This is a genomic window from Eggerthia catenaformis OT 569 = DSM 20559, assembly GCF_000340375.1.
Lineage (GTDB): Bacteria > Bacillota_I > Bacilli_A > Erysipelotrichales > Coprobacillaceae > Eggerthia > Eggerthia catenaformis.
This window is the reverse complement of the sequence record NZ_KB446647.1, coordinates 193,979-207,774: the sequence shown is the minus strand read 5'-3', so window position 1 is coordinate 207,774 and position 13,796 is coordinate 193,979. Positions and strand designations below refer to the sequence as shown.

Annotated in this window: 11 protein-coding genes; 2 read left to right on the top strand and 9 right to left on the bottom strand. The window is 31.1% G+C overall.

The annotated features are described in order from the left end of the window. The 5 genes from HMPREF9943_RS03470 to HMPREF9943_RS03445 form a co-directional block, all read right to left on the bottom strand. Positions 1–2,009: Cna B-type domain-containing protein (locus HMPREF9943_RS03470; RefSeq protein ID WP_004802074.1), on the bottom strand; the 2,009-nt coding region annotated here is incomplete at its 3' end. 452 nt (positions 2,010–2,461) lie between these two features. After that, positions 2,462–3,622 carry a hypothetical protein gene (locus HMPREF9943_RS03460; RefSeq protein ID WP_004802071.1) on the bottom strand — a complete coding sequence of 387 codons (1,161 nt, stop codon included), beginning with the start codon at positions 3,620–3,622 and terminating at the stop codon, positions 2,462–2,464. A gap of 276 nt (positions 3,623–3,898) precedes the next feature. After that, complete coding sequence (locus tag HMPREF9943_RS03455; RefSeq protein ID WP_161618975.1) at positions 3,899–5,107, bottom strand: sensor histidine kinase; 1,209 nt, start codon at positions 5,105–5,107, stop codon at positions 3,899–3,901. A 107-nt stretch (positions 5,108–5,214) separates the two neighbouring features. Then, positions 5,215–5,871 (bottom strand): response regulator transcription factor, encoded by a 657-nt coding sequence (locus HMPREF9943_RS03450; RefSeq protein WP_004802067.1) that lies wholly within the window; start codon positions 5,869–5,871, stop codon positions 5,215–5,217. Between the two features lie 188 nt (positions 5,872–6,059). Next, the gene (locus tag HMPREF9943_RS03445; RefSeq protein ID WP_004802065.1) at positions 6,060–7,442 is read right to left on the bottom strand and encodes an ABC transporter permease; all 1,383 of its coding nucleotides are present in this window, start codon (positions 7,440–7,442) and stop codon (positions 6,060–6,062) included. Positions 7,443–7,672: 230 nt separating this feature from the next. On the opposite strand from HMPREF9943_RS03445, the gene HMPREF9943_RS03440 reads away from it, so the two are divergent. Together HMPREF9943_RS03440 and HMPREF9943_RS03435 are read left to right on the top strand one after the other, a co-directional pair. After that, positions 7,673–8,989 (top strand): ABC transporter permease, encoded by a 1,317-nt coding sequence (locus tag HMPREF9943_RS03440; protein WP_004802063.1) that lies wholly within the window; start codon positions 7,673–7,675, stop codon positions 8,987–8,989. A 14-nt stretch (positions 8,990–9,003) separates the two neighbouring features. Further along, positions 9,004–9,654, top strand: coding sequence for an ABC transporter ATP-binding protein (locus tag HMPREF9943_RS03435; protein ID WP_004802062.1), 651 nt, complete (start codon positions 9,004–9,006; stop codon positions 9,652–9,654). A 592-nt stretch (positions 9,655–10,246) separates the two neighbouring features. Here HMPREF9943_RS03435 and HMPREF9943_RS03425 read toward each other — a convergent pair. The 4 genes from HMPREF9943_RS03425 to HMPREF9943_RS03410 all read right to left on the bottom strand — a co-directional run bounded on the left by HMPREF9943_RS03425 (position 10,247) and on the right by HMPREF9943_RS03410 (position 13,789). Continuing rightward, complete coding sequence (locus HMPREF9943_RS03425) at positions 10,247–11,272, bottom strand: S66 family peptidase (protein ID WP_004802060.1); 1,026 nt, start codon at positions 11,270–11,272, stop codon at positions 10,247–10,249. 118 nt (positions 11,273–11,390) lie between these two features. Next, positions 11,391–12,377, bottom strand: coding sequence for an SIR2 family NAD-dependent protein deacylase (locus HMPREF9943_RS03420; RefSeq protein WP_004802058.1), 987 nt, complete (start codon positions 12,375–12,377; stop codon positions 11,391–11,393). After that, entirely contained in the window at positions 12,358–13,164 is an 807-nt protein-coding gene (locus tag HMPREF9943_RS03415; protein WP_004802055.1) for a protein-ADP-ribose hydrolase, read from the bottom strand. Before HMPREF9943_RS03415 ends, HMPREF9943_RS03420 begins: the two co-directional genes overlap by 20 nt. 4 nt (positions 13,165–13,168) lie before the next feature. Continuing rightward, positions 13,169–13,789: a 4Fe-4S binding protein gene (locus HMPREF9943_RS03410; RefSeq protein WP_004802054.1), complete on the bottom strand. Its 621-nt coding sequence runs from the start codon at positions 13,787–13,789 to the stop codon at positions 13,169–13,171. Positions 13,790–13,796: the final 7 nt, after the last annotated feature.

The following is a 13,796-nucleotide window of genomic DNA, read 5'->3' as shown; positions in this document are numbered from 1 at the left end:
CAATTTCCATTAGCATCTGCCTTTACCGTAACGCTCTTGAACTTCGTTCCGTTCTTAAGCAGGTTGACTGTGATCTGAGTCGGTCTCTTTCCGTCCTGATTATTATTATCATCCCACGTCTTCTTACCGCAGATATTAATCTTCTCCACCTGTCGGCTGTTTGTGATGACGACCTTATTAGGATCACTGTCATCAACTGCCTTGATGTATCCTGACGGCAGTGCAGATACCTCATCAACCGTATACTTGATTGGTTTTCCGTTCTTGTTCTTGTCAAGACCATTCCATGTGTATGTCCAGCCCTTATCCTTGCTCAGCTCGACCTCAGGTCCGCTCTTTACGCCGTCGGCATAAAGCTGCACATTAATCTTCTCGGGTCTCTTGCCATCCTGATCGTTGGCATCATCCCATGTCTTAGTGACAGAGATCGATGTCTTTTCAGGAGTTCTTGTATTCGTTATTATGAAGCCGTCTTTTGCATTGCCTTTAACTGTACTTGTATAGCCTTCTACATTTTCTTCTTCAACAGTATATTTGATCTCCTGTCCGTTCTCGTACTTGTCAAGACTAGTAAACTCATACTTCCAACCGTTAGCCTTAGTGGCTTCCGTGCTCTTGAACTTCGTTCCGTTCTTAAGCAGGTTGACTGTGATCTTTTCAGGTCTCTTGCCGTCCTGGTCGTTGGCATCGTCCCATGTCTTTTTACCGCAAATATTTATTTTAGGAACTTTCTTATTCTTAATAGTTTTCAATACTGCTTTATCCGTGCCAAAATCAGCTGGCGTAATATGGATAGAATCTGTAAGAGGCATATAACCCACAGGTGCTTTTTTCTCCTTTATTGTATAGTTGTCCTTTAACAAGCCGCTCAGACTACCATTTCCGTCATTTCCTGTAGTAATTTCACCAATCTTTGCCTGTGAAGAATCTCTTATAACTTCAAAAATCGCCCCCGACAAAGCTTGACCGTCTTCACTCTCCTTATGAATCTTTATAGTGTAATTATAACCGTTTGCTTCCCCTCCAGATTGCTGATAAATAGCTACATTCACCGTATTTATAAGTATTTGACTATTCGTTTCTCCAAAAATTCTATTTTCAATTTTTTCTTGATTTACAGGTGCATACCCGAGTTTCACATCATATTTGATAAAATAACCTTCACCCTGAATGTTATTAAATTGGATGGTAAAACTGTTCCCGTTATATGTAGGTGGGAACTGACTGGTTACATCAGTTTCATTTTCTAGAAAATAATATCCTCCTCCAGCAGGAAGTTTCCATTTACCTTTTTTTACCTCAACACTTTCTTTGATATAAGAAACCGAATGAGATTCCAGAGTGTCCTTCACTTTAATATATGAGAAATTGCCACCTTTTCCATTGACACGAATGCAACAGTGTACAATGGTCGGATCATCCTTATCAAAGTAGCTCCACTTCAGAAGGGATTCATTAGGGTTATCGCCTTGCACTCCCGTGTAATTCAATTTTCCCAAATCAAAAATATGTACACCTCCCATAGAGATTTTGAGCTTCAATTCCTTCGGTTCCTTGACAACAGTTGAATCAATCATCACCGTAACATGTAGAGACCCTGTGATGTCAGAATGCGAATCTACAAAATTTGTATAAGTCATAGTAATTGTTTTCGTATCAGGATCAGTTACCGCATTAGCAATAAGATCTCCATTCGCATTTTTTATTGGAAAAGTTTCCTTTTTGAAAATTTCAAGCTCTTTCGGCAAAGGAAGAACCGTTTTATCCCCTTCATGAACTTTGTTATTAGGTAATGAAAACTTAGCAACCAACTGCATCTGTTGTCCATGACCTATAGAACCCACCGGAGTTTCTAAATCTGCTTTTGTCAATTTGATATCAGTGAAAACATCATTATGCTGAGTTTCTGCAAAAACCTGTTTTGTCATATGCACCATACCTAATAACATTAAACAAGACATCATGACTACAAACAGCTTCTTGTTCATAATTTTGATCTTTAATTTCATAAATAATCCCCCTTATACAAGATTGCATAACTGTCTCTTATTTTCCAGTTCATTACAATACAAAATTCATCGTTCTTGTTAAATTCTGTAATTGATGTCTTTACAACTTGTGAAATTCTTTCAATAAAATCATATGTGCTCATTCCTATAATCATTAATAATGATAACAGAGTTCCAAAAAACTTTCTTTTCATATAATTACTATTTCCTCTCTATATTATATTAAAATTTTAGTTAATAATTGATTATCATCATAAAAAATAATATTCCCTACTAATTTCCTCCTTCTCAAAATCATTATTTAAATTAATTAATATCTCTATTCAATTAATTTTACTAATCATAACAAACTACAGTCACATAAAAGTCACATAATTTACCATATTTTTTAAATATTTATATGCATATAAATAATGAAGTGAATCGATAGGGTTCACTTCATTAAGTACTATTTAATAATCTAAAGTAGATATGTTTATTTCTTTAACTTCATAAGTTGTCTGTATTTTTTTATTATATTGAAGTTCTTTAAAAAGATGCATCATCATACTGCCGGCTTTTGTTTTATTGCATTTTCTTAATAGTAATAGAAACTGATTATCATTATATTTAGAAAAAATATCATTACAATTTATAGTTTTTTGTATATTATCTTCTATTTCATAAGAAATATTCTCCTGTTTATCTGAAGAATCATTATATTTCCAGTTTAATAAAATAACAGAGAAACAGTCTGATTCATTTTTTATATTTTGCCGTTCTATCTGATATATTTTTTCAAATGTTTCAAGACTGCAAAGAGTGTTTTTATTCATTTTATTTAATTCTGAAATAACACTGTCTATATCTATATTATCTTTCATTTTTTCATGATGTATCATCTGCCCTATTTTTTTCATTCTATAGGATGCATAATTTTCATTGCCTTCATAAATGTTTTTAATCACTTTTTCATAAGCAGATGACAGCTGTGCATATTTGTGAGTAGATAAACACGCATACATAAACCAGTAATGTGACTGTTCTTCTAAGCTGTCCACTTCTACTCCATGTTTTGCAATTTTTTCCATTAAACTATAATCTTTCTCTTCGTTCATCTTTTCAAACATATATTTTATAGCTGTAAAATACTGGCTTTTATAATATAATCTTGTATATTCTATCCAGTAAATACCATTACAGTCTGCAAGAAAATTTCCTTTATACAAACTTATCCACTCATCTAACACTTTACGCCAGTTTCCTGAATTAGTTTCTTTAGATATTAATTGATCTATTTTCTTTACATCAACATCTAATTTAATATCCGGATTCCATAAATAATATGTTTCATAAGTTATCCAGAAATTTGTATCCTCCCAAACAGTCTTCATGCTTTTTCTTAACCGATAAATAAGGTTTTTCAAAGCTCCTTCGGGATTTTTAATATCACTCTCTTCGTCCCATATAGTATCCATTAATTCCTGCATTGTTACTTTTCGATGACAATTGTATAAAAGATAAGCTAACAATAATTTCAATTTTCGTGAATGAAGATCACTTACAGATAATGTTTTTCCTTTATAGCTGATGACAAAGTCACCCATCAAACATACTGTGCATTCATTATTCATAAAAATTCCTCCGCAATTATATTTAGAACTTATTTTTTACATTCTGTATTTATTATTAATTAATGCAAATAATAATTTAATCCTAAAGTTAAAAGAAATAATAAAGCTTTTACGTAAAATAGTATATAGTAAAAATATAATATAAATAACAAATTTTTAAGTTTATAACTCATATTTATTATAATTTGATTAGAAATACAATTTAGAGATCTGTTCACAGCTATATGGATGATTTGAATCATAAAGATAACAAGCTTTTTTAATAAGCCGTTTATTTTAGAATTCTATAATAAATCTCATTCCTTTTGAACCATTAGGTTCAAAGCTATAGTGAAAGCCGTAATTATCAAGTATTGTTTTTACTATATAAAGTCCTAATCCATTGCTTTGTTTTTCATTATGACGATGATAAAAAATATCAAAGACCTTAGATATTTCCTCTTTCGGTAAAGGAATACAAGTATTTTCTATTATCAGTTGATGAGAAAATGTGTAAATATTTATCTTACCTTTATTATCAGTATATTTTACAGCATTTCCAATAATATTTGATATGACTTTTTCAAATGCGGCCTTTCCCATACTTATTTTTCTATTTTCAATGTCTATTGTTATTTCTATTTCTTTATCTGTAGCCAAGATCGCATAATCACTCACTATTTTTCTGATCTCTGAATCTATACAAATCTCTTCATCAGAACTTGTCCATTCCTGAATTTTAGATAAAGTTAACATTTCAGTAACGGTTTCTGTCATATAATCTACAATATCTATGCTCTCTAATAAGTATTTATCCTTATCTTTATATTTTCCAATACCATATTTCATATTTTCCAAAATTATTCTAAGACCTGCTAAAGGTGTCTTTAATTCGTGAGAAGCACTACGTAAAAAGTCAACTTTCATTTTCTCCATCTTTATCATAGTCTGATTTTTTTCTTCCAAATTATCTATAACATTTAACAGCTGTTCATATACCCGATTAATTTGCATGCCAACTTCGCCTATTTCATCTGTAGTATGAACTTTAAATCTGGCTTTTCTGTCCAGATTTTCCATTTTCTTTGTAGTTTCAGCAATTTCAATCAATGGCCTTACTAATCTCTTTGAATAAAAATATGAAAATATTACAGAAAATAGAATAGTTGTCATTAATGTATAAGGTAAGAACTGCAATGTTATTCTGGTTGCTTCTTTTACCATCTCAGTACTGGAAATAATTTGAAAAGTGATGATCTTGCCATCTTTAGTTACTGCTTTTCGATCTTCAATTATTATGGAATTGTTTGTACTGCTTTTATCTATCTCCAACTGTTCTCCCAGTTTTATATCTCCTGATGAACCGTTTCCTTTCAAAAGTGCAGTAATTTTATTATTCTTTGCATAAATACTTAATACTGATTCAACAGAAGATGAGTCTACTCTGCTTATGCTTTCAACCAGCATATTAGCTTTAGTATTTAATTCATGTTTTTGATCATCCAAATAAAATATCGGAAACAAAAAATATATTGATATATGTACTATTAAAATTATACATCCTAATATAGTAAAAGTATATAAAAATGTTTTTGGGAATATTTTTAATTTTTTCATTTTAATTTTAATTTATACCCCACATTTTTAACTGTCACAATGCAATCTAATTTTAATTTTTTTCTAAGATTTTTAATATATACATCGACCACTCTGTCATAAGGCGCTTCATCACTATCATGCCAAATACTATCTAATATCATTTCTCGGCTCATAACTTTATTCTCATTTTCCAGCAAAAATTTCAAAATATCTATTTCTTTAGGTTTAACATCGGCATCTACTCCCTGATATGTTGCCTGATAGCTTGAAAAATTGACTATAGCATCCTTATACTTCCATAAATTATAATTTCCATAATGTCGCTTTAATAAAGTCTCAACTCTTTTAGCTAAAACAGGGAGAGAAAAGGGTTTATTTACATAACCATCGACCATTAAATCAAAACTTTTTATCTGTGATTTTTCGTCATCAACAGCACTCAATATTAGCACAGGAATATTGCTGGTTTTTCTTAATTCCTGTAAAACTTCTAATCCATCTTTTTTAGGCATCATAATATCTAAAATCATAAGATGAATTTCGTTTTCAGCAAATACTTTAAGTGCTTCTTCTCCATCCTTAGCCTGAAAGACATGATAGCCTGTTTCACTAAAAAACTCTGCCATACCTTCTCTTATAGTCTTGTCATCTTCAACAATAAATATATTCATTTTTTCCTCATTTCTTATTTGTTATAGTAATTTTATCATATTTACAGCCGTTTATGTTTAACTATTTACTAATTTTCATTATTTGACTAATATTTTGATTATATTCGTTAAAATAAAAAGACAGAAAATATTTTTAATACTTTCTGTCAATTGAATCCTATATTAAAGCATTACAAAGAACACTTTGATTAATCTATATCTGAAAGTAATTCTTTAGGACGCTTAGCTAGAAGCTTATATGAAGCGATTGCAACAGCTATCGTTATGATAATTATTCCCATAATAACAACCCACTTCATATCACCCGGATTGATTGTAACATTTAATTCAGTAATCATTTTATTAAAACCTTCTGCATCGGCTCCGCCACCCAGATTTGTTCCATTGTTAGCCGCTAAAGTTCTTCCAATAGAGCTTGTAACCTGTCTTAGAATAGTATTGCCGATAAATTTAGCAATTACTCTTCCTAAATAGAATGAACCAATAAAACTAAATAGACTTATGAATAATATTTCGGTTAAGAATTGTCCAAATATCTTAGTTTTTTTCATACCTATTGATAACATTATTCCTATTTCTTTTCTTCTGCCATTGATCCATAAGAATAATATCAAAGTCAATATCAGTCCGCTGAAAATTAAAGATCCTATAAATAATATATTGGCTACTCTGTAAATAGCATTTATTGATTCCTGTAATACAGGGAAGTTATTGCTGCTTTTTAACAAGTCATATTGTTTCCAGTCTATAGGCAACTCTTTCACGCGACTCATCACTTTTTCTAAGCTTTCACCGTTTTTTATATAGAATGCCGCATCCTGATATATTTCATTATCCTTAGTATAATTGTATAATTTTCTTGCTGTTTCAATATCTGATAAAATGTAATTTTCGTATAATTCCTGCGGATATGTAACATCTTTTTTATTCTTGCCGCCAAAAAAACCTACGATTTCTACCTCTACTGTTTCATTAGCCTTATTGATATTATCAGCATCATAGCGATTAGACTTAATCTTAAATTTATCACCAATTTTCAGCTTGTTTTTCTTTGCAAGATCTTCATGAATCAAAACTTTATATTTATCGGAATCTTTTAAATGTCTGCCTTTTTTTAACTTAAAAGTTTCTGATACAAATCGATCATCCTTGGAAGAATCATTTATTCCCGTTATTAATGAAGCTCTTCCAAATCTTTCTTTTCTTTCTTCACTTATTGCTCCGGCATTCTCTCCGGTTAACTCAACAAGATCATGATTGACTATATCACCGATTACTCCCATTCTTTTTACATAATCGGAAATTCCTTTTACTTTTCTTATTTTTTCTATATCACTGCCTTTTATATTACCGGATCCTCTTGGCGTTCCCTGATTAACTCTTCGATTAATCTGCATAGAAAAACTGCTATTAATCGTTTTAAAAGTCTCTTTGGCAGCATTATCAGTTGCTTTCTTAACAGCAATACCGCTTAACGCCATCGTGGACATACAAAGCAAAACACAGAATATAATTAAAGTTTTAACTTTCTTACGCAATACATATGTGATTGCATTCTTTAACATTGACATATTTTTCACCTCGTTTTTAAAATTCTAGCTTAGTATAACTTTCATATATGAAATATATATGAAATCTTTCAATTATTTTTCAGTGACTGTCATTTTTATAACAGCTATATATCTATCCTGATCAATATATTATATGTTTCATAATATTTCTCTTTTATTTCATATTCATTTCATATCATTGTATTAAACTACGCATTAGATAAATTAAATGTGAAAGGAGCATATTATGTATGTCGATTATTAATAGAGCATATCTTTGTATTTTTAGAAAGAAAGTTAAGACGGTCATACTTTTTTTCATTCTGACTCTCATTTCTACCGCCCTGCTTAGTTGCTATTCTATAAAAAGCACTACTGACGATCTGGCAAAGAAAATATATGAAACATCAAATGCCGGCTTTTCAATCACCAGTAAAGATGGACAAAGTCCGGTTTCATTAAATAAGATCAAAGATATTCAAAAAGTATCCGGTATTAAAAAGTATAGCTTTTCCTATGATACATTGGCGAGTCTGGTTAACAAAAAAGTTGTTAAAACTGAACAGAAAGTTCAGATTGACAATCCTGACAGCAGATTGAAAAATTTGGTTTCCTTGAAAGGTACAACTGAAACTTCTTTAAAAAATGATTTTACAAGCGGTGTTTTCAAAATAGAAAAAGGAAGAGCTATAACATCCAATGATGTTAGAAAAGCAATTATTCATGAAAAGCTTGCTAAAGCAAATGGCTTAAAAATAGGAGATAAGTTAAAAATCAAAGGTATTTCTTTAAATAACAGTTCTTCAAATAATGGCTATAGTCAGGGAAATATAGTAACCGGTAAAGAAATTGAGCTTGAAATTGTTGGTATTTTCTCCGGTAAAAAAAGCGAAATGAATCGTGGACTAAGCTCTGATGCAACAGAAAATACTTTATTTACTGATTATAAATCCAGCCAGGAAGTTATGGGATATAGTGAAAAGAATTATCAAATGACATCTTCATCATTTTTCTTGTCAAATCCGAAAGATATTGATAAGGTTATAGAAAATGTTAAAAAAACTCCTGTTAATTGGAGTAAACTGGCTCTATCAAAAAATAGTAAAGCTTTTGATAGTATTACCTCTTCACTCAAAAGCTTTGGCAGTATCATTACTATTATGACTTTAAGTATTATTATTGGCAGTATCGTCATACTTTCCTTAGTGCTTATGTTCTGGCTAAGAGAAAGAATATATGAAATTGGTATACTGTTATCTATAGGTATCTCAAAGCTTAAGATAATAGCTCAGTTTATTTTAGAAGTAATGATGATCTCAATAAGTAGTTATATTATTTCTATAGGATTAGGAAAAATTGCTTCTCATATACTTTTTAAAAGTATTGCTGACGGTGTATCCGAAGGTGGGACAGAGAATGTATTTAAGAATATTGTTCCAAGACTGGATATAATAAATATTTTTTCAACTTATGGGATTTTATTACTTATTATAGGACTTTCCGTTATTGGAACTTCCCTTGTTATACTACATAAAAAACCTAAAAAAATACTAACAAATATAAGTTAAGGAGAATTTATACAATGACAATTTTAAAAATGGATAATGTAAGTTATAGTTATAGCAGTTATAACAGCTCTAAAGAAAAAGTTTTACAGGATGTAAATGTAGAGTTTGAGAATGGCACATTTTATGCTGTAATTGGAAAATCAGGTGCAGGAAAATCAACATTCCTATCTCTTTTAGCAGGATTAGATACTCCTACTAAGGGAAAGATATTATTTGAAAATCAGGATATTGCTAAAACAGGCTACAGTCATCATCGAAGCAAACATATTTCCTTAGTGTTTCAGAATTATAATCTAATTGATTATTTAACACCTTTAGAAAACCTAAAGCTTGTAAATAAAACGGCTTCCAAAGATATTCTTTTACAGCTAGGACTTGAAGAAAAACAGATTAACAGAAATGTATTAAAGCTTTCCGGCGGACAGCAGCAGCGTGTTGCGATTGCCAGAGCTTTAGTTTCAGAGGCTCCTATTATTCTAGCTGATGAGCCTACAGGTAATCTTGATGAAAATACAGCTATGGATATTATCAATATTTTAAAAAGTTCCGCAAAAGAACGTAATAAATGTGTGATTGTAGTAACTCACAGTCCTCAGCTTGCCAGTGCGGCAGATATAATTCTGGAGCTTAAAGACAAGAATCTTCATCAGCAGAAAATAAAATAAAAGATTTGTTTATCCCCCACTTCTAAATAAATTTAAATAGCTATTCCTTGGAATAGCTTTTTTGCTTAAGTAAAAATTGTAATTATTTGATCATAATTATGATATGTACCCTCCTTACTTACTGCTTGTTCGGTAAGGAGGATACATATCATTACTACATTTTTTGATTTACTGTTTCTCAAATTACTATATTCAATTAGAAAAGCTGGGAGTTATTATATAAATTTCTTGAACTACTTATCCAAAAAAATACATTGGAACCAATACTCTCCATTATCCATAACTGTTAAATCTGCATTTATTCTATCTACAAAATCACTAAAGAATACTGCTTGGAATATTCCATTTAATAGGATTGTTCCTAACATAAGCTTTCTCAGATAAGGATATGAAAGAAAAATATGCTCCTAAACTATTTGCAATTACTATAACCTCATCATATTTTGAAAAAATATTTTTGAAATTTCGTCTTAGCTTCCCATGATAATTCCGATTTATAATCAATGGCTGTAACATCATACTCTTCGTTGAAGATATACAATAACTTTTTTTATATTATCAACCTCTATAACTTTAAATTCATCTTCATTATTCAATAATTGAAAACAATTACTTGTTTGCACACATTCACCTCCGCGTCAACTCCAAATGGAATAATACATCTAGGTGTTGCATGACCGATATTCAAGTTATAAACAATAGATAAATCTTTATTAGAAATCTCCTCTAACAAAATTTTCTTGTACTCATCATAGTATGTTTCGTTTTGAGGTTTTCCAACCAAAATACCTGAAATTACATCAAATATTCCATACTTTTTTATAGTATTGATCATTTTTCTGAATAAATTTGGATCAGGTTTTTCCTCACTGGTTTCAATCAACAAAATTTTATTTTTCCAATCTTCAAGTTTCGGAAATAGATTATATTTATTGCAAACAGATACTGTATCAGCAAATCTGGAGTTATCAAGCATAACATAAATTGACTCCAGACAACCTCTTAAAATCTTACCCTTAAATATTGGTTTACCGCTTAATAATTCAAACCCGGTGTTTGTATACTTTTCCATATCGCTTCCGATAGCCTTCACACTATAATCTTCTCTTTCCCGATACCAGACATCACTGGGTCGTACTTCTTTTATTTTCCCTGTTGTGATCAGTTCTTCAAAGTATTTTCTTGTATAGGGTAACATTTCATTAGAAAGTTCACATACATCCGGTAAAAATGCTTGTCCATAAAATGTTTTGATACCAACTTTATTTAGCATAAAATGATTCACTGTTGTATCAGAAAAGCCCAAAAATACTTTTTGCTTAACAGCGTTTTCTAATTCATTATTTTTAAACAAATAAGGTAACAACCTATATGTATCATCTCCTCCTATCGCACATAAAATCATGTCAATTGAATCATCCTTAAAAGCCGTTAACAGATCATCTGCTCTACTTTTAGGATGATTTTTTATGAAGTTGACACCTTTAAGTGCATTAGGTAAAAACGCAATCTCTATATCATATTTGTTTAATCTTTCTTTACCTATTTCAAGTTCATGTTTGATAAAATTTTCCCCTAAAATCCCGCTGGATAAACTAATGATTCCTATTTTCTTCATTATAAAAACCTCTTTTTTACATTCATAATAAATTAACAAATCTAATTTTTTAAATTTTTAATATCAACTGTGCTACTAATATACTGTCATTATTCCCTTATTTTTCCTAATTCACCAATTATCCTATTTCATTTAATACTTTGCCAATATCTCCGTCTATACAAATACTTCTATCTTTAATTTTGCTTGGGAAAAAGGTTTCTCCATAATTGATACAAATATATACCGCTCTTTCATTTGTCATTGTCATATGCCAAAACGGATATTTGATAATAACAGGAGTATTTGCACCTACACCTAATTCTAAGAAGAGTATGCGCTTGTTTTCATTTGCCTTTATAAAATTATAGTATGCTTCTGATGCCTTATACCACCCTTCATCTTCTACAAATGAGTCATCCGCCCTAAGATTTGTCGTTACATCCGAATTGTCATCAGGACATTTAGGAATCATGCTTGTTGGAATTTGCATAGATAGTTCCCTGTTATCAGGTACTCTGAATACACCCTTTTCATCTTTAAAGAATCCTTGAGCTTCCATTGCTTTCATGACCCACTGCTCATTATCATAAGTCTTTTGAATTTTGGGATTCACACTTTGAAATAAACCATAATCTCCCTGAGTATAGAATAATCTGCTTTTATCAAATCCTGCTCTTTGAAATTGATGGTCAACATTTGTCGTAATCACAAAGTAATTTTTATTTTTCAAAAGAGAAAGCAACTTTCGATAAACCGGTATTGGTGGCTCAACATATCTGTTAAAGTATATATGTCTTGCCCACCATGCCCATTTGGTTTCACTATCAGGAAATGGATAAAATCCTCCGGAATACATATCACTGATACCATACTTCTTTGCAAAATCAAAAAAATACCTTTCAAATCTTTCTCCACTATAAGTCAAACCGGCAGATGTAGATAAACCTGCACCTGCACCTATTACAACAGCTTCTGCATTTTGAATTTCATTTTTTAACATTTTTAGTTGTTCTTCTCTTGTAGCATTTCCAGTAGATATACTTCGGTTAAAAAGCCTCGCACCGATTAATCCTTGCTGAATCGTTTTTCTATATCCATCTTTTCTATCGCAATAGTTCTTCATAATATTTCTTATCCTCATCTTTAAAAACATTGAAAATAATCCTTTCCATCACATTAGGGTGTTTCAAGGACCATTTCTCTACTGTTTCTACAGCAATCTGTGCTGCTCTTTTGTTCGGGAAGCGGAATAAGCCTGTAGATATGCAACAAAATGCCACGCTTTTAAGCCCATTTTCCAAGCATATATTCAATATGTTTGTATAGCAATCCGTCAAACTTTTTTCTATTCCTTGTGTCAGTTTGTCACTCACTATCGGACCTACTATATGAATTACTTTTTTTGCAGGAAGATTATATGCTTCTGTGAGCATCGGAACGGCTGTAGGCTGCTCATAATCTCTTCCATGTTTTTCTCTGAGTTGTTCCATCTGATGATTACATTCTTCCCTTAGCTGTACTCCTGCAAAGGTATGAATTTGATTGTCAATACAAGTATGCATCGGAACGAAACAACCCAACATCTGTGAATTCGCTGCATTAACAATTGCATCTACTTCAAGTCTTGTGATATCTCCTTGCCAAATAGATAGGTTTTCTTTAATCACAGAAATATCCGATAGTTTTACAATGCCTTTTTCCTTAGTACAATAAGATAAATATTCATCTTGTACTTTTATCACTTCATCGGACATTTTTTTCGGCATACGAATATTCATAAGAGAGCGGAGAAGATTCTGTTTATCCTTTATATTCTCCGGAACTTCTATATTCTTATATTGATCAGAATCAGCCTTAAATTCTTCTAAAAGATAATTAAGTTTTTCTTCCCACGTTTTAATTTCATTCATAATTTTACCTTCTTTCCACTGCACTCATAGGACAGACTGTTAAACAATTTCCACAATGTAAACAATGATTTTGCTCAATTATATAAGGAATAGTTGCTGTGATTATGCAAGTTTGCGGACAAACTTCTACACACTTATTGCAACCTATACAATTATCTGTAATAAAATACCCTCTTGTTTCCATATTTTCTTTACCAAAAACAAAGCTTTCCCTCTCTATCGGCTTTTTTGATAAATTGAACCACTCCCCGGTTCCTTCATAGATTTGAAATACTGTTAAAGCTTGTCTTGATTCATCTGTAGGATATATTTCATACATATAACTATTCATCTCAAATAATTGAGGAATTTTTTCATATCCAAGTTCTTTAACCTTTCCTCTGACAGATACCGCAACTCTTGACATTGTATCTTTACCTTTCATTGCAGTGAATGCAAGAAATTTCCTCTTTTTTAATCTGTCATAGAATTCTTTGCCTTTAGCTGTCAGAAAGTATAGACTCCTATCATCTGTATCCAACATATCAATAGCCGCTGTAACCGGAAATCCCTCATTATCCACAGTCGCAACCACAACGGTATGAATCTCATTCACTATATATCTAAAATAGTCTTTTGTTTCCATCTTTCCT

Coding starts and splice junctions, on each gene's coding strand:
- HMPREF9943_RS03445 (WP_004802065.1), bottom strand. CDS start 7,442: ATGTCAATGTTAAAGAATGCAATCACATATGTATTGCGTAAGAAAGTT.
- HMPREF9943_RS03460 (WP_004802071.1), bottom strand. CDS start 3,622: ATGAATAATGAATGCACAGTATGTTTGATGGGTGACTTTGTCATCAGC.
- HMPREF9943_RS03435 (WP_004802062.1), top strand. CDS start 9,004: ATGACAATTTTAAAAATGGATAATGTAAGTTATAGTTATAGCAGTTAT.
- HMPREF9943_RS03425 (WP_004802060.1), bottom strand. CDS start 11,272: ATGAAGAAAATAGGAATCATTAGTTTATCCAGCGGGATTTTAGGGGAA.
- HMPREF9943_RS03450 (WP_004802067.1), bottom strand. CDS start 5,871: ATGAATATATTTATTGTTGAAGATGACAAGACTATAAGAGAAGGTATG.
- HMPREF9943_RS03440 (WP_004802063.1), top strand. CDS start 7,673: ATGTCGATTATTAATAGAGCATATCTTTGTATTTTTAGAAAGAAAGTT.
- HMPREF9943_RS03410 (WP_004802054.1), bottom strand. CDS start 13,789: ATGGAAACAAAAGACTATTTTAGATATATAGTGAATGAGATTCATACC.
- HMPREF9943_RS03420 (WP_004802058.1), bottom strand. CDS start 12,377: ATGAAGAACTATTGCGATAGAAAAGATGGATATAGAAAAACGATTCAG.
- HMPREF9943_RS03415 (WP_004802055.1), bottom strand. CDS start 13,164: ATGAATGAAATTAAAACGTGGGAAGAAAAACTTAATTATCTTTTAGAA.